A 21150-nucleotide genomic window follows, 5' to 3' on the forward strand; every position below is an offset into this window, starting at 1 on the left:
GGCGTCACCCCAGGGCGACTGCGCAGGAGCCAGCGGTCCGGTCTGGGCCCCTCGGCCACCCCCCGGCCACCTCGACGACCGGGGCCGTCTCCGGCAACACCACCCCACCCTGGGCCGCGCGGACGGCGCCGTACTGGGGCGGACCGCGTACTGGGGCGGACCGCGTACTGGACCGGACCGCGTACTGGGGCGGACCGCTTCGAACAGCAACGCCGATAGCGCCCACCGGGGTCCGCACACGAACGGCCGCGTTCCGGCGGGCGCGGCCGTTCTTCCCTGCCCGAGGACCTCACCCGTCGCGCTGGATGTTCCGCATCCGCCCGTACGCGTACACGCACCCCGCCAGCGCCAGATCGGACAGGAGCATGAACCCGATGGCGTACGAGTCCTTGGCGCTGTAGATCGCCCCCATCACCAGCGGCGGCACGAAACCGCCGAGCCCTCCCATCGCGCCGACGATGCCCGTCACACTGCCCGCCTTCGGCTGCGGGGTCACCTGCGAGACCAGGGCGAACACGCTGCCGCTCGCGGTGCCGAGCCCGGCCGCCATGGCCAGCAGCGCGATCGTGCCGACCGGGTTCAGCGGCGGCTCGAAGGCCTGGACGACCGCCATCAGGGCCGCCGCCAGCAGCGCGCCCGAGGTGACGAGCGCCGGGTGGATCCGGTCCGAGAGCCAGCCGCCGATCGGCCGGAAGACGACCGTGACCAGCGCGAATCCGGCCGCCTTGGTGCCCGCCTCGGTCGGTGACATGTCGTACCAGGTCTTCAGGTACGTCGGCAGATAGACCCCGAACGCCACGATCCCGCCGAAGCCGATCGCGTACAGCGCCGACAGCTCCCAGGTCACCCGCAGCTTCCCGGCCTCGCCCAGCCGGTGCACCAAGGTATCCGTGGGAACCTTCCGGCCGGGATGGTCGCTGACCAGGACGGCGGCGAGCAGTGCGAACACGATCAGTGCGCCCGCCATGACGAGGAAGGGCAGGTTGTCGCCGTGCTCGGCGATGCGAGGGGTGAAGTAGCCGGAGAGCGCGACCCCGCCCATGCCCATCCCGAACACGCCCAGTGCGAACCCCCGCTTGGCGGGCGGGAACCACGAGTTGACCAGCGGGACACCGATCGCGAACGTGGTGCCGCCGAGCCCCAGCAGGAAGCCGGCGGCGATCATGGCGCCGTACGAGTTCTTCGCCGGGATCAGCAGCAGCACCGGCACGACCGTCAGCGCCGACACCACGGGGAACATCAGCTTCGCGCCGTACTTGTCGGTCAGCGCGCCCACCGGGATCCGGCCGAGCGACCCGACGAGCACCGGCACGGCCACCAGGAACGACTGCTGGAACGAGCTGAGCCCGAGCCGGTCCTTGTAGTCGCCGGACATCGGCGCGATCAGGTTCCACGCCCAGAAGGTGAGGGCGAAGCCGATCGTCGCCATGACGAGGTTGCGGTACGCCGCGGCGGCCACCGGGGCGGGGGCGTCCGGAGGCTCGGACAACTGCTTGACGGCGGTATCCACACGGAAAGTCAAGGCCGCGGGGGAGCGCACGGCCCGCCGGACTGCGCCGACCGGGCGACGAAGGGATCCTGCGGCTCTTCCCGGTCTCCCTCAGCCGATATCGCCGCAAGCTGGGACAATCACGGTATGGATCGGCTGGACAGGGAAATCCTCGGCATTCTCCAGGAGGACGCCCGGATCTCGTACCGGGATCTGGGCGTACGCGTGGGGCTCAGCGCCAACGCGGCGGGCGACCGGGTCCGCCGCATGCGCCGGGACGGGGTGATCCGCGGCTTCACCGTCATCGTCGACCCGGCCGCCGACACCCGTTCGGGCCTGGTCGTCTTCATCGATGTGACGCTGCGGCTCGACACGACGAACGAGGAGTTCGAGCGCTCGGTGCTGATGCTGCCCGGGATCACGGAGGTGGTGCACGTGACGGGCGGCCACGACTACCTGATCCGCGCCGCGGCGGCCGACCCGGTGGCGCTGGACTCGCTGCTGCGGCGGCTGAAACGGGAGGCGGGGGTGGCTCACTCCACCACCCGGATCGCGCTGCGGGCGGCCCCGAAGCACTGACGGCGCCTGCTCCCCATCACAGAGGCGCCTGCTCCCCGCATCACAGCGGCGCCTGCCAGGTCACCGTCGTCGACCGGCCGTCCTCCTCGTCCCGTCCGTCATCGGCCACCACCAGACGCACCGCGCTCCGCCCGTCGGGCAGCCGGGCCGTCGCGTCCACCCCCACGTCGATCGCCGAGACCCCGGGCCTGCGGTGCGCGGCGGCCAGCGCCCCGCGCAGCGCGGCCAGCAGCTCCCGGCCCGTCTCCTCGCCCACCAGCGCGTCCACCGCTCCCGTGAAGTGCACCGACGGCGGAAACCCGAGCAGGGCCGCCGCGCCCCCGGTCTCCCGCAGGACCCGGCCCCGGAACGTGCTCGGGGCCTCGGTGGGCGGCTGCTGGAGGGCGAAGATCGCGGTGCGGACCTCCTGGATGGTGGAGTCCAGCTCGTCCACGGCCCGGCCGAGCAGCTCACCGGCCTCCTTCTCGCCCGCCCCCTCGCCGGCCTTCCCGCCCGATCCCTCGCCCGCCTGCTCGCCCGATCCCTCGCCCGCCCCCTCCCTCGTCGCCCGCCGACGCGTCGACTCCAGCATCATCTCCGTGGCGAAGAGCCGCTGGACCACCAGATCGTGCAGGTCACGGGCGATCCGGTCGCGGTCCTCGTACACAGCGAGCTGCTCCCGGTCCGCCTGCGCGTCTGCCATCACCAGCGCCAGGGCGGCCTGCGAGGCGAACTGGGTCGCGAGCAGCCGGTCGACCGCCGTGTACGGGGGTTCGCCGCGCCGCCGGGGCAGGGCGAGGGTGCCGATGAGCCGGCCGCCGCTCTGCAGCGGCAGCATCATGCTGGGCCCGAACCGGGACCGTACGTCGGTGGTCATGCGGGGGTCGGTGGCGGAGTCGTCGATGAAGACCGGCTCGCCGCCGAGCAGTTGGGCCAGGACGGGGGAGCCGGGGGCGATGGTCGTGCCGACGATGCCCGCCGGGTCGTCGAGGGTGGAGGCGGTCACGATTTCCATCCCACCCGCCTCGGTGGGCTGGAGGATCACCCCGGCCGAGGCGCCGGCCAGCGCCCGGGCACTTTCGGCCACGGTCATCAGGGCGTCGGCCGCGTCGGTGCCGGTCAGCAGGGCTGTGGTGACGGCGGCCGCCCCCTCGATCCACCGCTCGCGCTGCCGGGCGCTCTCGTAGAGCCGTGCGTTGCCGATGGCGATGCCCGCCTGGGAGGCGAGGACGTGCAGAAGGGCCCGGTCCGTCTCGGAGAACGGGCCGGAACTCTTCTCCGCCAGGCAGAGGTGGCCGAAGAGCTCGGTGTGCACCTGGATCGGGGCGGTGAGGAAGGCCGGGGCGGACAGCCCGCCCGCCTCCCGGCCGCCGCCATCGGACGGGAGCCCGGCGCGGCGCTCCGGGAGGAGGTGACCGACGCTCCGCCGCTCCGCCTCGGTCATCCCGGTGGTGTACAGCGCCTCGGTCCGGTCCTGGTCGGGTTCCAGCACGCCGAGGGCGCCGTAGCGGGCCCCGGTCAGGGTGGTCGCGGTGTCCACGATCTGCTGGAGGGTGGCCCGGAGCCCGAGGTCGCTGCCGATGCTGAGGAGGGCCTCCAGGAGGAGGGGCAGACGGCCGACGGAGGTCAAGGCACCCCCTAACCCGCCAGAGGGTTGAGGACCATCGGCTGGATCTTGCCGTCCAGCATCGCGCCGAGGCCGAGCACCGAGCAGACGTCGGGGCGGTCGGCGATGTGCACCGGCATGCCGGTCGCGTCGCGGAGCATCTCGTCGAGTCCCGGCAGCAGCGCGCTGCCGCCCACCATCATGATCCCGCGGTCCGCGAGGTCGGCGACCAGGTCGGGCGGGCACTCGCGCAGCACCTTGCCCACGCCGTCGAGGACGGCGGTGAGCGGGGTGTGGATGGCCTGCCGTACGGCGGCGGTGTCGACCTGCACCGAGCGGGCCAGGCCGGTCGCCACGTCCCGGCCGTGGATCTCGGTCAGAGCGGGTCCGGTCAGCTGGAGGCCGTTGCCGTGCAGCGCCAGCTGCAGCGGGCGCACGGACTGGCTCGGCAGCATCAGCTCGTGGTGCTGGCGCAGGTGCTGGATCACCGCTTCGTCGATGGCGTTGCCGCCGACCGGCATCCGGACGGCCGTCACGATCGAGCCCAGGGAGAGAACGGCGATCTGTGTGGTGGCCGCACCGCACGCCATGATCATGGTGGCGGTCGGCTGCTCGACCGGCAGGCCGCAGCCCACGGCCGCCGCGATCAGCGTGTCCACCAGCTCGACCCGCCGGGCGCCGAGCCCGACGAGGGTCTCCACCGTGGCGCGCTGGGCCAGCGGATCGGCCTCGTGCGGGGTGCAGGCGGCGGCGCGCAGCCGGGGCTTGCGGCGCAACTGACGGCGGAGCTTGTCGCCGAGCAGGTGGCGCAGCATCCGCTGGGCCATCTCGATGTCGACGACGGTTCCGCCGGAGACCGGGCGGACCACCCGGATGTATTCGGGAGTGCGGCCGGTCATCTGCTCGGCGAGCACGCCGACCGCGATGAGCGATCCGGTACGGGTGTTGACGGCGGCGACGCTCGGTTCGTCGACGACGAGCCCGAGCCCCTTGACGTACACACGGGTCCTCGCGGCCCCGAGATCGACGGCGATGTGGCAACGCTGCAACTGCTCAAGGCTGACGGTCACGGCAGGTTCTCCCGAGAGCACGGATGGGGGTACCGGCGGCAGCCGGCCTCTCATCGCATCGTCGCGTTCCCCGCCGGGGCGCGCGCGCTGGGATGCGCCGTACGAGGGTCGGGAGCTGACGGCCCGCCAGCTGACGGCAACCCTCAGCCGGGCAGCAGCCGCTGGAACAGCCCCCAGGTGAACTCGGCGACGTACGCCTCCCCGCTACCCGGGTCGGTGAGGGCCAGCGCCCACCTGGTCGGCGCGCTGCCCTCCATCGGCCGCGCCGGGGGGAAGGCCCGGGCCACCTCGTCGACGGTGCACGACCAGGGACGGAGCGAGGGTACGGAGGTGAGCTCGGGGGCCGCCGCCCCCGGCGCCCGGACGAGCCACTCGTTCCACACGGCCCCGCCCGGCGCGGCCATCACCTCGAACCGCAGGTCCGGCCAGAGCGGCACCGGCCAGAGCAGCGCCTGGCACTCCAGGTCGCCCACCCGGCGCCTCAGCGTCAGCTCCGGCTCACCGAGCACCGAGCGGTAGCGCCGTAGCGACCCCCGCCCCCGGGGTGCGCGGACCATGGCCTGCCAGCGGCGGTTGGCCTCCCGTGTGTCGGCGAGCGAGGCGCTCAGCTCCTGCCGTGCCTCTTCGACCAGATCCGGCTGGTGGTCGGCCATCCGGCGGAGCAGGACGAGCTGGAATTCGCGGGGACCGAAGGGGGTGGGAGCGGTCATGCCGCCCATCCTCCCGCAGGTCAGGCGTATCGGACGGACCTTCGCGGAATCCGGTGTTCCTCACAGGATCCTCACCTGGTCCGCTTCCTCTGTTGATCTGCGCACGTCTACTCTGCGGGCGCCATGGATTACTGCGACCCGTGCCGACGGCATCTCAACGGAGCCCTGGCCTGCGCCGGGTGCGGGACTCCCGCCGAGGCGCTGGGCCCCTTCGCGGTGCCCGCGCCGATGCCCGTGGGCCACGCGCAGGACGCCCCTGACGGAGCCGCCGCGCCCGCCCCTGCCGCCCGTTCCCGCCGGCGTGCGCGGGGCGGCCACCGCAGACGCGGCCGTACGGCGCTGCTCGCCGTGGGCGGACTGGTCCTCGCGGCGGGCGCGCTGAGTCTGGCGGAGCTGGCCCTGGAGCCGGGCCGGGACGACACCGCAGCCGACTTCGTCCAGGACGCGCCGCGCGGCCCCGACGAGCAGCCCGTCCCGGACTCCCTCTCCGGCGGGGCGCCGCAGGATCCGGGCCCGGTCACGACCGGGCGGGGCAGGCCCGGTGATCCGTCGCCGTCGGGCAGTGCCCCGGCGGCCGGCCCGGTGGAGTCACCCGCCCCCGACGCCGCGACGACCCCGCCCACGGCGTCCCCGGAGCCGGACCCGGACGACGCGACCACCACACCCGGCTCGCCCCCGGACGCCTCGGACAGCCCGCCCGCCGACCCGCCGGGCCCGGTGCAGCCGGGGGACCCGGAGGAGCCGCCGACCGTACCGGCGCGTCCGCCCCCACCGGGCGACCCGGCCGAGGACCCGACGCCCACGCCCTCTCCGACACCGTCGCCGACCTGCACTCCGTTCCTCTGGTGGTGCCGGTAGGGGGCACGTGCGAACGTGAGAGGGAGCTTCCAGCCCTCCGCGCGCAGGAACTTCTAGCCCTCCGCGCCCTCGCCCAGCATCCGCCGCAGCAGATCCCGCAGGACGGTCCGCTCCGCGTCCGAGAGCTCGGCCAGCGGCTCCCGGGCGAAGTTCAGCGAGTCGCGCAGCTCCCGGGCCATCCGCCGGCCCGCCCCCGTCGCGGCGGCCAGCTTCACGCGGCGGTCGACCGGGTCCGCCCGGCGTTCGACCAGGCCGCGGGTCTCCAGGCGGTCGACGATGCCGGTCACGTTCGACGGTTCGCACTTCAGCTTGACGGCGATCTTCCGCATCGGGGTCGGGTCCAGCGCGAGCAGGCCGAGGACCCGCGCCTGCGCCCCGGTGAGGGAGTGCTCGGCGGCGGCCCGGTCGTACTCCTCGTGGTAGCGCGCCACGACGGTGCCGATGAGCTCGACGACCTCGAGGGTCAGGGGGTCTGTGCGGGTGGCCATGGAGACCAGCGTACCGATTTACTTGACAATATGAAATATTCAAGTGCACGGTTGTTTCATGTCATGAAGCTTTCCTGTGAGGCTTCCCCCGTAGGACATTGAGGAGAACCCGAGCCCATGTCTGCAGCACTTCCCACGTCCAGCCGCGAATGGCACCTCGTCGCCCGCCCCCACGGCTGGCCCAGGTCCGAGGATTTCGCGCTGCGTGAGACCGCGGTGGCCGCTCCGGCCGAAGGCCGCATCCTCGTCCGCAACAAGTTCTTCTCCGTCGACCCGTACATGCGGGGCCGGATGAACGACGTGAAGTCGTACACCCCGCCCTTCAAGCTCGACCACCCCATGGACGGCGGCGCGGTCGGCGAGGTCATCGCCTCGAACGCCGGGGGCTTCGCCGTCGGCGACCACGTCCTGCACGGCCTCGGCTGGCGCGAGATCGCCGACGTGCCGGCGAAGCACGCGGTGAAGGTCGACCCCGACCTCGCCCCGCTCTCCGCCTACCTCGGCGTGCTCGGCATGACCGGGCTCACCGCCTACGCGGGCCTGTTCGACGTCGCCTCCTTCAAGGAGGGCGACGCGGTCTTCGTCTCCGGCGCCGCCGGCGCCGTGGGCAGCCAGGTCGGCCAGCTGGCCAGGCTCAAGGGCGCCTCCCGGGTCATCGGCTCCGCGGGCTCCGACGAGAAGGTCAAGCTCCTCACCGAGGAGTACGGCTTCGACGCCGCGTTCAACTACAAGAACGGGCCGGTCCGCGACCAGCTCAAGGAAGCCGCCCCGGACGGCATCGACGTCTACTTCGACAACGTCGGCGGCGACCACCTCGAAGCCGCCATCGGCGCGCTCAACGTGCACGGCCGCGCCACCATCTGCGGCATGATCGCGCAGTACAACGCGACGGAGCCGAGCCCCGGCCCGCGCAACATGGCCCTGATCATCGGCAAGCGGCTGCGCCTGCAGGGCATGCTCGTCGGCGACCACGCCGACCTCCAGCCGAAGTTCGTCGAGGAGGTCGCCGGCTGGCTGGCCTCCGGCGAGCTGAAGTACCGCGAGACGACGGTCGAGGGCATCGAGAACGGCTACGACGCGTTCGTCGGGCTCCTGCGCGGCGAGAACACGGGAAAGATGATCGTTTCCCTCGCCTGAGTCACGCATGACCCACGCACGGCCGGGGAGGGGCACCCATTAGGCTCAACCCCAGGCCGTCGCGATCGTGGGCGCGAGTCGCGGCGCACCAACAGGAGGAATCCTCACATCATGACCATGCAGAAGATAGACGTCGCCTACACCGCCGTCGCCGTCGCCGAGAACGGCCGTGACGGCCGCGTCTCCTCGGACGACGGCCAGCTCGACGTCGTCGTCAACCCGCCGAAGGCCCTGGGCGGCAGCGGCGCGGGCACCAACCCCGAGCAGCTCTTCGCGGCGGGCTACAGCGCCTGCTTCCAGGGTGCGCTGGGCGTCGTCGCCCGCCAGGAGAAGGCCGACATCTCCGGCTCCACGGTCACCGCCTCGGTCTCCATCGGCAAGACCGAGGCCGGCGGCTTCGGCCTGGAGGTCGCGATCAGCGCGACCATCCCCAACGTCGACGCCGCCACCGCCCAGTCGCTCATCGAGAAGGCCCACCAGGTCTGCCCGTACTCGAACGCGACCCGCGGCAACATCAAGGTCGAGCTCTCCGTCGCCTGACGGCACAGCCTCGGCATGAGGACCGCACCCCGCCCCGGGGTGCGGTCCTCGCCGCTTTCCGCACGCCAGTACGCTGACGCCATGAACGATCTCGGGGCAGGCTTCGGCTACTTGGTGAAGGGGCAGCGCTGGGTCATCGGGCACGGCCGGTGGTTCGGCTTCGGACTGCTGCCCGGACTGATCACCCTCGTCGTGTACGCCGGCGCCCTGGTCGGACTCGGTTACGGCGCCGACGACTTCGTCGCCTGGGCCACCCCCTTCGCCGACGACTGGGCCTCGCCCTGGACCGGCCTGCTCCGCACCACGCTGACCGCGCTCGTCTTCGTCTTCGGCCTCTTCCTCGCGGTCATCACCTTCACCGCCGTCACCCTCCTGGTCGGCCAGCCGTTCTACGAGTCGCTCTCCGAGGAGGTCGAGCGCGGGGAGGGCGGCGAGGTCCACGAGTCCGGGCTGCCGCTCTGGCGCGAACTGTGGATCTCCGCCCGGGACTCCGTACGCATCCTGCTGCGCGTCGCCCTCTTCGGGATCGCCCTCTTCGCCTGCGGCTTCATCCCGGTCGTCGGCCAGACCGTCGTCCCGGCGATCGGCATCTGCGTCTCCGGCTACTTCCTGGCCGAGGAGCTGACCGGCGTGGCCCTCCAGCGCCGGGGGCTGGTCCTGAAGAAGCGGCTCGGCCTGCTGCGCCGCCGCCGGCTGCTGGTGCTCGGCTTCGGCGTCCCGCTCGCCCTCTCGTTCCTGGTCCCGTTCGTCGCGGTGTTCCTGATGCCGGGAGCGGTCGCCGGGGCCACCCTCCTCGCCCGCGACCTGGTCGACCCGCAAGGCAGCGGTGACACGGCCGCCCCGAAGGAGTGGGCCGCGTGACCGAGCTGCTGGCGGTCGCCGCCATCACCGTCCTCGCCGTCATCAGCCCGGGCGCCGACTTCGCCATGGTCGTCCGCAACAGCTATCTGTACGGGCGCACCACCGGCGTCCTCGCGGCCGCCGGGGTCGCGGCCGGCGTCCTGGTCCACGTCACGTACACGATGCTCGGCGTCGGGCTGCTCATCGCCTCCTCCACCGCCCTGTTCACCGCGGTGAAGCTGGCCGGTGCGGCCTACCTGATCTACATCGGCGTACGCACCTTCATGGCCCGCGCCGACCTCGACGTCGACCTGACGGACCGGCCGGGGCTCACCCGCTTCGGGGCGCTGCGCAGCGGCTTCCTGACCAACGCGCTCAACCCGAAGACGACCCTGTTCGTCGTCGCGACCTTCACCCAGGTCGTCGGCCCGGAGACCGCCCTGTGGCAGCAGGCGGGGTACGGGCTGTTCATGTCGGTGGCGCATCTCGGCTGGTTCGCGCTGGTCGCGCTCTTCTTCTCGCACTCCCGGCTGCGCGGCGCGATGCTCCGCCGCCAGAAGGCGCTGAACCGGTCCATCGGCTCGGTCCTGGTCGGCCTCGGCGTCACGCTGGGCCTGGCGCGCTGAGAGGACGGCAGCTCTGCGAGGGAGCCTCGGGGCAGTTCCACGAGGGAACCTCAAGCTCTACGAGGGAGTCTCGGGCCCCGCGCCGGCCCGCGACGCCCGGGTGCTCGGCGGCGGCTCGGCGCTGGTCTTCCCCGACCATGTGGCCTCCCTGCCGGACGGGGTCACCCACGGCACCCTGGACACCGTCGAGATCACCGGCACCGTCACCCCGCGCGCGAGCGGCGAGCAGACTGTCGGCACCCGGGGCACCGGCTCCTTCGCCCCCACCGTGGAGATCACGGGGGATCAGTCGAAGTAGGAGTCCAGCGTGCCGCGCCGCCGCACGTCGAGCGTCGCGCAGTGGAAGGAGCCGCCGAACGGCGCGTAGTGCATCAGGTCGCACGGGATCGGCTCGAAGCCCCACCGTTCGAGCGCGCGCAGCATCCCGGTGTGGTGGCGCTCCGCGATGACCCGCTTCTCGTCGACCATGAGGATGTTCATGCTGAGCCACTTGCCGCACATCGAGGTCGTCCGGAGCAGGAGGTCCCTGACCGGCTCGGGCTCGGGGGCGACCAGGATGTCCCAGGAGTCCAGGACGGCGGGCAGCCGGTCGACGTCGACGTAGTCGGGGTTGACCAGCGCCTTGCCGGGCGCCAGCACGAGGAACGTCGTGTCGATGTGCATGGGCGTCCGGCAGCGGCTCTCGATCTCGTGGATGCGGTAGCCGGGCCCCAGGTGGCGGCGCAGCCACTCGATGCCCATACCGTTGGTGACGTTGGAGCGCGTCACGAACAGATCGCGCCCGGCCCGGACGAAATCCGCCGCGTCGAACACCGGCTCGAACTCGGTGAGGATGTACCGCATGGGCTCATCGGACCCGGGGGCACGGAAATCCTTCTCGAACAGCTCGTCCGTCAGCTGGGGCTTCGGCGCGGAGGTCCAGCGGGCCCCGCGCCGGAAGTAGTCCTTCAGGATCCGGCGGTAGGAGTGCGTCTCGAAGTACCGGCACGGCCACGCCATCGGGGTCTCGATGATCTCGTCGCCGATCACCAGCATGCTGTCGCGCGGGCAGGTGTTGCAGAAACCCCGCGAGGACCAGTCGGGGGTGGCGAACCGCTGCCGGTGGTCGACCGCGTCCGGACGGGTGACGGTGACGCCGAGCGAGTGGAGCAGCGAGACGAAGCCGTCCAGCTCCTGTTGCGCGGGCTCGATCAGCCGGCGCGGGTATTTGTGACCGGCGGCGAGTCCCTGGAAGCGGGCCGCCCACGGCGGGATGTTGCAGGAGACCACCGGATGGCTGGAAGGGATCGTCGCGTCGTCGAGCCGTCCGACGATGATCTCCTCCAGCGGATCCCACTCGTTGTGGGAATTGACCGGTGAAACGAGCGGGGCGGCGTCCTCGGCGGCCGGAGTAGCGGGTCTCCGCTCCACTGTCGTCATGATCAACCACCCTCGGTCGCGGACCGGCACATCACGCCACCCATGGTGAACGGGGGAAGCGGGTTCGCGCCACCTGTAGGGAGCGGCCCGGGGCCTCGGAAGAGGGAGGACGCCTGCCCGTACGCCGGGTCGCCGGCGCGATGGGCGCCGTCCGCCGGACCCTACGCGGGGGGTTCGGCCGCCGTGATGTTGCGGTGGGCGATCTCCGCCAGCCGGGCCTGGCCGTCGCGACTGGGGTGGAACCAGTCCCACGGGCTCAGCTGCGCCCCGGTGAAGCGGAAACCGAAGACCGCACCGCCGTCGTACCGGCAGCGCCGGTCCTTCACGCAGACGTCCCGCAGTACCTCGTTGTACGCCACCACCCGGTCCTGCACCGCGTCCCGCCGCGCCACGGCCGCGGGCCCCAGGTCGTCCGCGTCCGCCAGCATGGACTGGCAGATGCCGAGGCTCCAGATCTTCTTGCCGGACTCGTTGAGCCGCCCGGTCGACCAGAGCCGCTTCAGGTCCGGCACACTGGAGACGTACACCTGCGCCTTGGGCGCCCCGGCCCGCAGCTGCCGCATCGACGCCTCGAACGACGCCCGGAAGTCCGCCACGGGCGTCATCAGCCGCACCGAGTCACGGCAGGCGTCGTTCGCGCCCATCATCACCGTGACCAGCTCCGGCCGCTCCTTCGCCGCCAGCGCCATCTGCTCCGGCAGCTGGGCCATCCGGGCGCCCGACACCGCGTGGTTCCAGCTGCGGTCCGCGGCCTTCGCCGGACCGAGCAGCCGCACGGCGAGACTCCGCACCAGGCTGTCGCTCCCGGTCGCCCAGGACACCTCAGGGCAGTCCGCCAGCACCGAGCAGGCGTCGAAGCCCCGGGTGATGGAGTCCCCGACCGCGGCGACGGACCCCGGACTCGGGTTCCAGCCGGAGGTGGGGGAGGGGGACGACGACGCGGAGGGCGAGGAGGAGGCGGAGGCGGGCGCGTTCCGTGACGCGCCGTCACCCGAACTCTCCCCGCTGCATCCGGCCAGCGCGGCGACGCCGACGAACGAGAGCGCCGCCAGCACAGCGCCGACGGTACGCATTCGTGGGCGTGTCGCTTGCTCCGCCATTCGCCGTTCCCCTCCGGTCAACCCCTGGTTTATGCCTCTGGTCATGCCCCCGGCAAGCCAACGATCCCCAGGTCGCGGGCGTGCGCGCCCTGCCGGGTGAAAGCCGGCGAATCAAGGGCCCCGGACCGACGGTACGTCACACGGACGGCCCCGGCGCACGGTAGCTTTTCCCCGTCGAACCAGTGGCACCGCTCCCGGCCTCGTCACGGCGGGTGGCTCCGGTACATTACGTCACGTCACACACTGTCCCTTTTCAGGAGATTAACTCCCGATGCTGTTTACTGATGACAACCTCGGGATCCGGCCGAAAAGAGGCGGTGCGGGCGCGAGGCCGCTGGGGAAGGCGTACCTCGTCCCACACGGGAGGTTCCGGTGACGACACGTGGAGTCCTGTACGTTCACTCCGCACCGCGCGCGCTGTGCCCACACGTCGAATGGGCAGTGGCGGGCGTCCTCGGTGTGCGGGTCCAGCTGGACTGGATCAGACAGCCGGCCGCGCCCGGCACCTGGCGGTCCGAATTCTCCTGGAAGGGCCGCGCCGGCACCGCGTCGCAGCTCGCCTCCGCCCTGCGCGGCTGGGACATGCTCCGCTTCGAGGTGACCGCCGAGCCGTGCCCCACGGCCGAGGGCGAGCGCTACAGCTCCACCCCGGGCCTCGGCATCTTCCACGCCGTCACCGGCATGCACGGTGACATCCTGATCCCCGAGGACCGCCTGCGCGCGGCCCTGGCCCGCTCGACGCGCGGCGAGAGCGATCTGGAGGCGGAGATCGCCTCCCTCCTGGGCAAGCCGTGGGACGACGAGCTGGAGTCCTTCCGCCACGCGGGCGAGGGCGCGCCGGTCCGCTGGCTGCACCAGGTCGTGTGACCCGGGGCTCTGCCCCGGACCCCGCTCCTCAACAGCCGGAGGGGCCTGATCATGGGTGAAGCCCGCCTCCCGACGACCGGGAAGCGGGCTTCACCCGTAAAGGCAGGGCTACACGGACCGGAACGCGAGCACCACGTTGTGCCCGCCGAACCCGAACGAGTTGTTGATCGCCGCGATCGGCCCCTCGGGCAGCACCCGGGGCTCACCGCGCACGATGTCCGCGTCGATCGCCTCGTCGAGGTCGTCGACGTTGATGGTCGGCGGAGCGATCCGGTGGTGCAGGGCGAGCACGGTGGCCACCGTCTCGATACCGCCCGCGCCACCCAGGAGGTGCCCCGTCATCGACTTCGTCGCCGAGATCGCGACATGGTCCAGGTCGTCGCCCAGGACCTTCCGCAGCGCCTTGATCTCCGCGATGTCACCCTGCGGCGTCGATGTGGCGTGTGCGTTGAGGTGGACCACCTCGGACGGCTTGAGGTCGCTGGAGTCCAGCAGGTTCTGCATCGCGGCGGCGATGCCCCGCCCGGTGGGCTCGGGCTGCGCGATGTGGTGGGCGTCGGCCGACAGGCCCTGGCCCAGCACCTCGCAGTAGACCTTCGCACCGCGCGCGGCGGCGTGCTCGGCCGACTCCAGGATGACGACGCCCGCGCCCTCTCCGAGGACGAAGCCGTCACGGCCGGTGTCGTAGGGGCGCGAGGCCTTCTCCGGCTCGTCGTTGCTCTTGGACATCGCCATCATGTTGGCGAAGGCCGCGATGGGCAGCGGGTGGATCGCCGCCTCCGTGCCGCCGGCGACGACCACGTCGGCACGGCCGGTGCGGATCATCTCGACGGCGTACCCGATCGCCTCCGCGCCGGACGCGCAGGCGGAGACCGGCGTGTGGACACCGGCCTGGGCGTTGACCTCCAGGCCGACGTTGGCCGCCGGGCCGTTGGGCATGAGCATGGGAACGGTGTGCGGGGAGACGCGGCGTACGCCCTTCTCCTTCAGCACGTCGTACTGGTCGAGCAGGGTGATCACGCCGCCGATGCCGGAGGCGATGACCGAGCCGAGCCGCTCGGGGGCGATGGTCTCGTCCTCGCCGGCCTTGGCGGTGAAGCCCGCGTCCGCCCAGGCCTCGCGGGCCGCGATCAGCGCGAACTGCGCCGAGCGGTCCAGCTTGCGGGCGAGCGGGCGGGGCAGTACGTCGTTCGGGTCGACGGCCGCGAGGGCGGCGATCCGGACGGGCAGTTCGGCGAAGCGCTCGCCTTCGAGAGGCTTGACGCCGGACCGGCCGGCCATCAGACCTTCCCAGGTCGATGCGGAGTCGCCACCCAGCGGAGTGGTTGCGCCGATACCGGTGACGACCACGGTGCGATTGGTCGAGTTCACTGGAAAATCTTCTCCACGTGTAGAGGGTCGTGAATCAGCGGCGCCACCGCCGGGTGGCGACACAGCCGGGCTGGGATCAGCCCTGGTGCTTCAGGATGTAGTCGGCAGCGTCGCCGACCGTCTTGAGGTTCTTGACGTCCTCGTCGGGGATCTTGACGTCGAAGCGCTCCTCGGCGGCGACGACGACCTCGACCATGGACAGCGAGTCGACGTCCAGGTCGTCGGTGAAGGACTTCTCCAGCTGGACGTCCTCGACCGGGATCCCGGCGATCTCGTTGACGATCTCGGCGAGACCGGTGACGATCTCTTCCTGCGTGGCGGCCATCTTGGCGCTCCTTCGGTGGGTTTCTTCAGGGATCGTGCGTACGGACCAAAAGGTCCGGTGTGCCTAGGGGAGGGTAACGACCGTCGCGGCGTAGACGAGACCCGCCCCGAAGCCGATGACGAGCGCGGTGTCGCCGCTCTTCGCCTGACCGGTCGCCAGGAGCCGCTCCATCGCGAGCGGGATCGAGGCGGCGGACGTGTTGCCGGTGGACTCGATGTCACGGGCGACCGTGACGTGTTCCGGCAGCTTGAGGGTCTTCACCATCGAGTCGATGATCCGCATGTTGGCCTGGTGCGGAATGAAGACGTCCAGGTCGTCCGGGGAGATCCCGGCCGCCTCCAGCGCCTGCTGGGCGACCTTGGCCATCTCGTAGACGGCCCAGCGGAAGACCGCCTGGCCCTCCTGCGTGATGGCCGGGAACTTGATCTCGCCCTTGGAGTCGAGCGGCAGCTTGGAGACGTCGCCGATGTGCAGCTCGTTCCAGGACACCGTCTGCTTGATGGTCTCCGACTTGTCGCCCTCGGAGCCCCACACGGTCGGGCCGATGGCCGGCTCCTGGGAGGGGCCGACGACGACCGCGCCCGCGCCGTCACCGAACAGGAAGGCCGTCGCGCGGTCCTCCAGGTCGGTCAGGTCGCTGAGCCGCTCCACGCCGATCACGAGGACGTGCTCCGCCGAGCCCTCGACGATCATGCCCTTGGCGAGGGTGAGGCCGTAGCCGAAGCCCGCGCAGCCGGCCGAGATGTCGAAGGCGGCGGGCTTGCCCGCGCCGATCTTGTGGGCGATCTCGGTGGCGACGGCCGGGGTCTGCTTGAAGTGCGAGACGGTCGAGACGATGACCGCGCCGATCTGCTCGGGCGTGATGCCCGCGTCGGCGATGGCCTTGCCGGACGCCTCGATCGACATCATGGCCACGGTCTCCTCGTCGGAGGCCCAGTGGCGGGTGACGATGCCGGAGCGGGAGCGGATCCACTCGTCGGAGGAGTCGATCGTTTCGAGGATCACCTCGTTCGGCACGACCCGGGTCGGGCGGTAGCCGCCGACCCCGAGGATGCGCGCGTACGGGGCGCCCTTGCTGGGCTTGATCTTCGACATGCTCTCGGGCTCCTTAGGCGCCTGCGTGCTCGGAGATGAGCGCGCGGGCGGCGTCGAGGTCGTCGGGGGTCTTGAGCGCGAGCGTCTTCACACCGGGCAGCGCCCGCTTGGCGAGCCCGGTGAGGGTGCCGCCGGGGCTCAGCTCGACCAGCGCGGTGACGCCGAGCTTCTGGAAGGTCTCCATGCACAGGTCCCAGCGGACCGGGTTCGCGACCTGGCCGACCAGCCGGGCGATGACCTCGGTGCCGGTGGCGACCGTGTGGCCGTCGGCGTTGGACACGTACCTCACGGTCGGGTCGGTGACCGTGAGGTCCCCGACGGCCGCGCGCAGCTTCTCCACGGCCGGGGCCATGTGGTGCGTGTGGAACGCGCCGGCCACCTTCAGCGCGACGACCCGGCGGACGCCCTCGGGCTTGTCGGCCTCCAGGGCTGCGATCTGGGCCGCGGTGCCGGCGGCGACGATCTGGCCGCCCCCGTTGACGTTGGCGGGGGTCAGGCCGAGCTTCTCCAGGTGCGGGACCGTCACGGCGGGGTCGCCGCCGAGGAGGGCCGCCATACCGGTCTCGGTGACCGCGGCGGCCTCGGCCATGCCGAGCCCCCGGGTCCGGACGAAGCGGAGTGCCGCCTCGTCGTCGATGACACCGGCGATCGTGGCGGCGGTGATCTCACCGACGCTGTGACCCGCGACGACGTCGGGGGAGGGCGCGTCCAGGGCGGCGGCGGAGAGCAGGCCCGCGGCGACCAGGAGCGGCTGGGCGACGGCCGTGTCGCGGATCTCTTCCGCGTCGGCCTGCGTGCCGTAGTGGGCAAGGTCGAGCCCGATGGCGTCGGACCAGGCCGCGATGCGGTCGGAGGCACCAGGGAGGTCGAGCCAGGGAGTCAGGAAGCCGGGCGTCTGAGCGCCTTGGCCGGGAGCGACGAGTACGAGCACCCTCACACTCTCTCTTGTGGACGGCTTCGTACGCCCGTGGGGACAGGGACGAAGAACCGTCAGGGGAATTGTTGAAGTCCGACAAAAGTCTAGGACTGAGGATCCGACGCAGCCAAGCGACCCAGGATGAGAGCGATCCGCAGGGTGAACGCTGAGCGCACATCGGAGGGTGACCACCCGGTGACGTCGGTCACACGTCGTAGCCGGTAGCGCACGGTGTTGGGGTGGACGAAAAGCATCCGTGCGGCCCCTTCCAGACTGCTCGCCTGCTCCAGATAGACGCTCAGCGTTTCCAGAAGCGCCGAACCGGCTTCCTCCAGCGGTCTGTAGATCTCCTCCACCAACTGGTCCCGCGCCGCCGGGTCCCCGGCCATCGCGCGCTCGGGGAGGAGATCGTCCGCCAGCACGGGCCGCGGCGCGTCCTGCCACGCCAGGCAGGCCTTCAGCCCGGCCGCCGCGGCCTGCGCGGACCGGGTGGCCGCCAGCAGGTCCGGCACCACGGGCCCGGCGACGACCGGCCCGGCCGCGTACGGCCCGATCAGGCCCTTGGCGACCTGGAGCGGGTTGTCGCTGCCGCCCGCGATGACGACGAGCCGGTTGCCGAGGACCCCGGTGAGGACCTGGAGCTTCGCGTGCCGGGCGGCCCGCCGGATCGCCTCCACGGTCAGCTCGCTGTCCCCGTCGGGGGCGGTGCCGAGGATGACGCAGACGTGCTCGGGCGAGTTCCAGCCGAGCGCGGCGGCCCTGGACACGGCCCCCTCGTCGGCCTCCCCGGACAGCACCGCGTTCACCACCAGCGACTCCAGCCGGGCGTCCCACGCGCCTCGGGCCTCGGCGGCCTGGGCGTAGACCTGGGCGGTGGCGAAGGCGATCTCGCGCGCGTAGACGAGCAGCGCCTCCCGCAGCACGGACTCGTCGCCCGGCGCGGCCACCTCCTCGATCGCGGTCTCCATGACCTCGATCGTGGTCCGCACCATCTCGACGGTCTGCCGCAGCGTGATCGCCCGGGTCAGCTCGCGCGGCGCGGTACCGAACACATCGGTCGAGATGGCCTGCGGGGTCTCGGGATGCCGGAACCACTCGGTGAACGCCGCGATACCGGCCTGGGCGACCAGGCCGATCCAGGACCGGTTCTCCGGGGGCATCGCCCGGTACCACGGCAGCGATTCGTCCATGCGGGCAATCGCGTTCGCGGCCAGCCGGCCGGAGGACTGCTCCAGCCGTTTCAGGGTCGCGGCATGCAGGTGGGCGTCGCGGGCGGCGGAATGCTCAGGATCGGGTCGGGGCACGAGGACAAGACTGCCTTATCGGGCCGGTGGATCGGTGGGGCGGGGCGAGGGTCTCGTCTACTGGTCGGTACGGGGGTGCCGGGCCCGGTCCGTACAGGGTGTGCGGCCTGGTCCGTTCGGGAGCGTCCGGCCCGGTCCGTACGGGAGCGCCCGGCCCGGTCCGTACGGGAGCGCCCGGCCGGCCCGGTCCGTACGGGAGCGCCCGGCCGGCCCGGTCCGTACGGGAGCACCCGGCCGGCCCGTACGGGAGCGTCCGTCCCGGTGGCCGTCGCTCCTGGAAAGGGGGCACCCGGCTACCGTGGCCAGGTGATTTCCGTACACCGGTCCGAGGACCGCTACCGGGGCGGCGAGCCGGACGCCGGCATCGAGACCCGGCACGCCCTCTCCTTCGGCCCCTTCTACGACCCCGACAACCTCCGCTTCGGCCCGATCCTGGCCTGCAACGAGGAACGCCTCGCCCCCGGCGCGGGCTTCGACGAGCACCCGCACAGCCATACGGAGATCGTCACCTGGGTGGTGGAGGGCGAGCTGACCCACCGCGACTCGGCCGGCCACTCCACCGTCGTACGGGCCGGGGACGTCGCCCATCTCAGTGCCGCCACCGGAGTCCGCCACGTCGAACGCAACGACAGCGAGCGGCCGTTGACCTTCCTCCAGATGTGGCTGGCACCCTTGGGGTCGGGCGGCGAACCCGCGTACACGGTCGTCCCCGGCATCGCCGACTCGACCCCGCTCACCCTGCCGGAGGCCGGTGCGATGCTGCACGTCCGGCGACTGACCGAGGGCGAGCGCACGGCCCTGCCGGACGCGGTGCGCCTGTACGTGCATGTGGTACGGGGCAGAGTCGCCCTGGACGGTGAGGAGTTGGGCCCGGGGGACGCGGCTCGGATCACGGGCGCGGAGGGGCTGGAAGTGGTCGCGGTGAGGGCGGCGGAGTTCGTGATCTGGGAGATGGCGGGCTGATCGCGGGCAGGCGCAGGGAGTGGCCTTCACGTGCTCGGCGGGTGGTGGAGCGCTTGGCGGCCCTGTCCGCTCAGGTGGTGGAGCGCTTCGCGGCCCCCTCCGCCAGTTCGTCCAGCTCACGCATCGCTTGAGCGTGTGCGCTCATCCGCCGGCTCACCACGCCGGTCGTGAACAGCGCCGTTCCTAGGAGCGACACGGGCACGGAGAATCCCAGGACGGCCAGAGCTTCGGGCCAGTCCCGTTCGTTCTCGCAGTGATCGCCCTTCCACCTGCCCTCGTTGGCAGCAGCTGGCCCTGTTTCAGGCCGTGTGCCTCGCGCATGCGGCGCAGCTCCGAGCCGAAGTAGTCGAGAGGGGAAGCGCTCGGGTCGAGGGTTTGGATGTTGGGCACAGCGCGGACCTCCGGTGTGCAACGCTCTGCGGCGTTCGGTTCACGGCGTAGCCGAGCGTAGCCAGGTGATCGCAGGCTGGGAGCGTGAACCGTGTATCCATCCCCCGAATTGACCCCGGGGTGCCCGTCTACCGCGCCGACCTCGCCATGGGGGAGCATTCCGCGCGCCATCTGCGCCGCGTCCCGCGGCTCTACCTCACCAGCTGGGACCTGCTCGAACTCGCCCCGGCGGCGGAACTGGCGCTGACCGAGCTGATCGCCAACGTGGTGCGGCACGTGCCCGGTCGCCGCTGCCAGACCTTCATCTTCCGGCTGCCGACCGGGGACGGCGTACGCGTGGAGGTGGGGGACAACAGCACGGCCGTGCCGCTCGCGATCCAGCGGGACGAGCTCGACGACGGCGGGCGGTGGCTGATCCTGGTCAACGCCGTGACCGACGACTGGGGCGTGGAGATCCGGTGGGACGGCGGCGGTAAGACCGTGTGGTTCGAGTGCGTCGACCGACCGGAAGGAGGCGACGGGCGACCGGGCCTTCAGCCCGCGACCTCCGACAGGACCGCGTCCGTGAACGGCGTCCAGGCCTCCGACGCCCACGGCCCGAAGGCCCGGTCCGTCAGCGCCACGCAGGCGACCCCTGCCGTCGGGTCGATCCACAGGAACGTGCCCGACTGGCCGAAGTGGCCGAAGGTCGCCGGGGAGGAGGAAGTGCCCGTCCAGTGCGGGGACTTGGAGTCACGGATCTCGAAGCCGAGGCCCCAGTCGTTCGGGCTCTGGTGGCCGTAGCCCGGCAGGACGCCCTTGAGGCCCGGGTGGACCACGCTCTGGGCTTCGAGGACCGTACGCGGGTCGAGGAGGCGGGGGGCCTGAACCTCGGCGGCGAAGCGGACCAGGTCGTCCACCGTGGAGACGCCGTCGCGGGCGGGGGAGCCGTCCAGGGTCGTGGACGTCATGCCCAGCGGCTCCAGGACCGCCTGGCGCAGGTACTCCGCGAACGGGATGCCGGACGCCTTGGCGATGTGGTCGCCCAGCACCTCGAAGCCCGCGTTGGAGTAGAGGCGGCGCTCGCCGGGCGGGGCCGTCACCCGGTGCTCGTCGAAGGCGAGGCCGCTGGTGTGGGCCAGGAGGTGGCGCACCGTGGAGCCCTCGGGCCCGGCCGGCTCGTCCAGCTCCACGGCCCCCTCCTCGTACGCCACCAGCGCCGCGTAGGCCGCGAGCGGCTTGGTGACCGATGCGAGGGGGAAGCGGCGGGCGGTCGGCCCGTGCGTACCGAGGACGGTGCCGTCCGCCCGTACGACGGCGGCCGCCGCGGTCGGGACTGGCCAGGTGTCGATGATCCGCAAGCTCTCCATGGACCCGAGCCTAACGTTCGAGGAAGCGGCCCCGTCACCGCGTCCGAAAGGTGACGAAGTCACCAACTCCCGCCCCCGCGGCCGACTACTGTGCGGAGGCGAAGCGCTGCGCACCGCAGCCGTACGGGG

The 21150-nt window shown here is 71.9% G+C and carries 22 protein-coding genes and 1 pseudogene; 9 read left to right on the plus strand and 14 right to left on the minus strand.

The window, feature by feature from the left end:
• Positions 1–289: 289 nt before the first annotated feature.
• Positions 290–1510: a NarK/NasA family nitrate transporter gene (locus tag ABZ154_RS19800; RefSeq protein WP_356834294.1), complete on the minus strand. Its 1221-nt coding sequence runs from the start codon at positions 1508–1510 to the stop codon at positions 290–292.
• Positions 1511–1636: 126 nt separating this feature from the next.
• On the opposite strand from ABZ154_RS19800, the gene ABZ154_RS19805 reads away from it, so the two are divergent.
• Positions 1637–2068: an Lrp/AsnC family transcriptional regulator gene (locus tag ABZ154_RS19805; RefSeq protein ID WP_356834296.1), complete on the plus strand. Its 432-nt coding sequence runs from the start codon at positions 1637–1639 to the stop codon at positions 2066–2068.
• 40 nt (positions 2069–2108) lie between these two features.
• On the opposite strand, the gene ABZ154_RS19810 is transcribed toward ABZ154_RS19805, so the two are convergent.
• The 3 genes from ABZ154_RS19810 to ABZ154_RS19820 all read right to left on the minus strand — a co-directional run bounded on the left by ABZ154_RS19810 (position 2109) and on the right by ABZ154_RS19820 (position 5433).
• On the minus strand, positions 2109–3677 hold the full coding sequence (locus ABZ154_RS19810) for a GAF domain-containing protein (RefSeq protein WP_356834298.1): 1569 nt from the start codon (positions 3675–3677) through the stop codon (positions 2109–2111).
• Positions 3678–3685: 8 nt separating this feature from the next.
• On the minus strand, positions 3686–4723 hold the full coding sequence (locus tag ABZ154_RS19815) for a rod shape-determining protein (protein WP_356834300.1): 1038 nt from the start codon (positions 4721–4723) through the stop codon (positions 3686–3688).
• Positions 4724–4866: 143 nt separating this feature from the next.
• Positions 4867–5433: a hypothetical protein gene (locus tag ABZ154_RS19820; protein ID WP_356834302.1), complete on the minus strand. Its 567-nt coding sequence runs from the start codon at positions 5431–5433 to the stop codon at positions 4867–4869.
• 123 nt (positions 5434–5556) lie between these two features.
• Here ABZ154_RS19820 and ABZ154_RS19825 point away from each other — a divergent pair, with 123 nt between their 5' ends.
• Positions 5557–6291: a hypothetical protein gene (locus ABZ154_RS19825; RefSeq protein WP_356834304.1), complete on the plus strand. Its 735-nt coding sequence runs from the start codon at positions 5557–5559 to the stop codon at positions 6289–6291.
• Between the two features lie 53 nt (positions 6292–6344).
• Here the strand turns inward: ABZ154_RS19825 and ABZ154_RS19830 are convergent, their stop codons facing one another.
• The gene (locus ABZ154_RS19830) at positions 6345–6779 is read right to left on the minus strand and encodes a MarR family transcriptional regulator (RefSeq protein ID WP_356834306.1); all 435 of its coding nucleotides are present in this window, start codon (positions 6777–6779) and stop codon (positions 6345–6347) included.
• Between the two features lie 117 nt (positions 6780–6896).
• Here ABZ154_RS19830 and ABZ154_RS19835 point away from each other — a divergent pair, with 117 nt between their 5' ends.
• The 5 genes and pseudogenes from ABZ154_RS19835 to ABZ154_RS19855 form a co-directional block, all read left to right on the plus strand.
• Positions 6897–7916, plus strand: a complete 1020-nt coding sequence (locus ABZ154_RS19835; protein ID WP_356834308.1) for an NADP-dependent oxidoreductase — start codon at positions 6897–6899, stop codon at positions 7914–7916.
• Between the two features lie 111 nt (positions 7917–8027).
• On the plus strand, positions 8028–8456 hold the full coding sequence (locus tag ABZ154_RS19840; RefSeq protein ID WP_356834310.1) for an organic hydroperoxide resistance protein: 429 nt from the start codon (positions 8028–8030) through the stop codon (positions 8454–8456).
• A gap of 81 nt (positions 8457–8537) precedes the next feature.
• Positions 8538–9317: an EI24 domain-containing protein gene (locus ABZ154_RS19845; RefSeq protein WP_356834312.1), complete on the plus strand. Its 780-nt coding sequence runs from the start codon at positions 8538–8540 to the stop codon at positions 9315–9317.
• Positions 9314–9922, plus strand: coding sequence for a LysE family transporter (locus tag ABZ154_RS19850; protein WP_356834314.1), 609 nt, complete (start codon positions 9314–9316; stop codon positions 9920–9922). Before ABZ154_RS19845 ends, ABZ154_RS19850 begins: the two co-directional genes overlap by 4 nt.
• 79 nt (positions 9923–10001) lie before the next feature.
• Positions 10002–10196, plus strand: a pseudogene (locus ABZ154_RS19855) (hypothetical protein); the annotation flags it as partial.
• Between the two features lie 11 nt (positions 10197–10207).
• Here ABZ154_RS19855 and ABZ154_RS19860 read toward each other — a convergent pair.
• A complete protein-coding gene (locus ABZ154_RS19860) occupies positions 10208–11341 on the minus strand; it encodes an amidinotransferase (RefSeq protein ID WP_356834316.1) in 1134 nt (377 codons plus the stop codon).
• 161 nt (positions 11342–11502) lie between these two features.
• Positions 11503–12414, minus strand: a complete 912-nt coding sequence (locus ABZ154_RS19865) for an SGNH/GDSL hydrolase family protein (RefSeq protein WP_356834318.1) — start codon at positions 12412–12414, stop codon at positions 11503–11505.
• Between the two features lie 399 nt (positions 12415–12813).
• On the opposite strand from ABZ154_RS19865, the gene ABZ154_RS19870 reads away from it, so the two are divergent.
• Positions 12814–13308, plus strand: coding sequence for a DUF3145 domain-containing protein (locus tag ABZ154_RS19870; RefSeq protein WP_053561392.1), 495 nt, complete (start codon positions 12814–12816; stop codon positions 13306–13308).
• 108 nt (positions 13309–13416) lie between these two features.
• On the opposite strand, the gene fabF is transcribed toward ABZ154_RS19870, so the two are convergent.
• From fabF to ABZ154_RS19895, 5 genes are all read right to left on the minus strand, one after another.
• Positions 13417–14679, minus strand: coding sequence for a beta-ketoacyl-ACP synthase II (gene fabF / locus ABZ154_RS19875; RefSeq protein ID WP_356834320.1), 1263 nt, complete (start codon positions 14677–14679; stop codon positions 13417–13419).
• 76 nt (positions 14680–14755) lie between these two features.
• A complete protein-coding gene (locus tag ABZ154_RS19880; RefSeq protein ID WP_356834322.1) occupies positions 14756–15004 on the minus strand; it encodes an acyl carrier protein in 249 nt (82 codons plus the stop codon).
• A 63-nt stretch (positions 15005–15067) separates the two neighbouring features.
• Positions 15068–16099 carry a ketoacyl-ACP synthase III gene (locus ABZ154_RS19885; RefSeq protein WP_356834325.1) on the minus strand — a complete coding sequence of 344 codons (1032 nt, stop codon included), beginning with the start codon at positions 16097–16099 and terminating at the stop codon, positions 15068–15070.
• Positions 16100–16112: 13 nt separating this feature from the next.
• Positions 16113–17030: an ACP S-malonyltransferase gene (locus ABZ154_RS19890; RefSeq protein ID WP_356834327.1), complete on the minus strand. Its 918-nt coding sequence runs from the start codon at positions 17028–17030 to the stop codon at positions 16113–16115.
• Positions 17031–17119: 89 nt separating this feature from the next.
• Positions 17120–18319, minus strand: a complete 1200-nt coding sequence (locus ABZ154_RS19895; RefSeq protein WP_356834329.1) for a helix-turn-helix domain-containing protein — start codon at positions 18317–18319, stop codon at positions 17120–17122.
• Positions 18320–18625: 306 nt separating this feature from the next.
• Here ABZ154_RS19895 and ABZ154_RS19900 point away from each other — a divergent pair, with 306 nt between their 5' ends.
• The gene (locus ABZ154_RS19900) at positions 18626–19282 is read left to right on the plus strand and encodes a pirin family protein (protein WP_356834331.1); all 657 of its coding nucleotides are present in this window, start codon (positions 18626–18628) and stop codon (positions 19280–19282) included.
• Between the two features lie 70 nt (positions 19283–19352).
• On the opposite strand, the gene ABZ154_RS19905 is transcribed toward ABZ154_RS19900, so the two are convergent.
• Both ABZ154_RS19905 and ABZ154_RS19910 read right to left on the minus strand, forming a co-directional pair.
• The gene (locus ABZ154_RS19905; RefSeq protein ID WP_356834333.1) at positions 19353–19694 is read right to left on the minus strand and encodes a hypothetical protein; all 342 of its coding nucleotides are present in this window, start codon (positions 19692–19694) and stop codon (positions 19353–19355) included.
• A gap of 511 nt (positions 19695–20205) precedes the next feature.
• Positions 20206–21021, minus strand: a complete 816-nt coding sequence (locus ABZ154_RS19910) for a serine hydrolase domain-containing protein (protein WP_356834335.1) — start codon at positions 21019–21021, stop codon at positions 20206–20208.
• Positions 21022–21150: the final 129 nt, after the last annotated feature.

Source organism: Streptomyces sp. NPDC006261, assembly GCF_040613515.1.
Taxonomy (GTDB): domain Bacteria; phylum Actinomycetota; class Actinomycetes; order Streptomycetales; family Streptomycetaceae; genus Streptomyces.

Coding starts and splice junctions, on each gene's coding strand:
- ABZ154_RS19805 (WP_356834296.1), top strand. CDS start 1,637: ATGGATCGGCTGGACAGGGAAATCCTCGGCATTCTCCAGGAGGACGCC.
- ABZ154_RS19820 (WP_356834302.1), bottom strand. CDS start 5,433: ATGACCGCTCCCACCCCCTTCGGTCCCCGCGAATTCCAGCTCGTCCTG.
- ABZ154_RS19825 (WP_356834304.1), top strand. CDS start 5,557: ATGGATTACTGCGACCCGTGCCGACGGCATCTCAACGGAGCCCTGGCC.
- ABZ154_RS19830 (WP_356834306.1), bottom strand. CDS start 6,779: ATGGCCACCCGCACAGACCCCCTGACCCTCGAGGTCGTCGAGCTCATC.
- ABZ154_RS19835 (WP_356834308.1), top strand. CDS start 6,897: ATGTCTGCAGCACTTCCCACGTCCAGCCGCGAATGGCACCTCGTCGCC.
- ABZ154_RS19840 (WP_356834310.1), top strand. CDS start 8,028: ATGACCATGCAGAAGATAGACGTCGCCTACACCGCCGTCGCCGTCGCC.
- ABZ154_RS19845 (WP_356834312.1), top strand. CDS start 8,538: ATGAACGATCTCGGGGCAGGCTTCGGCTACTTGGTGAAGGGGCAGCGC.
- ABZ154_RS19860 (WP_356834316.1), bottom strand. CDS start 11,341: ATGACGACAGTGGAGCGGAGACCCGCTACTCCGGCCGCCGAGGACGCC.
- ABZ154_RS19865 (WP_356834318.1), bottom strand. CDS start 12,414: ATGCGTACCGTCGGCGCTGTGCTGGCGGCGCTCTCGTTCGTCGGCGTC.
- ABZ154_RS19880 (WP_356834322.1), bottom strand. CDS start 15,004: ATGGCCGCCACGCAGGAAGAGATCGTCACCGGTCTCGCCGAGATCGTC.
- ABZ154_RS19885 (WP_356834325.1), bottom strand. CDS start 16,099: ATGTCGAAGATCAAGCCCAGCAAGGGCGCCCCGTACGCGCGCATCCTC.
- ABZ154_RS19910 (WP_356834335.1), bottom strand. CDS start 21,021: ATGGAGAGCTTGCGGATCATCGACACCTGGCCAGTCCCGACCGCGGCG.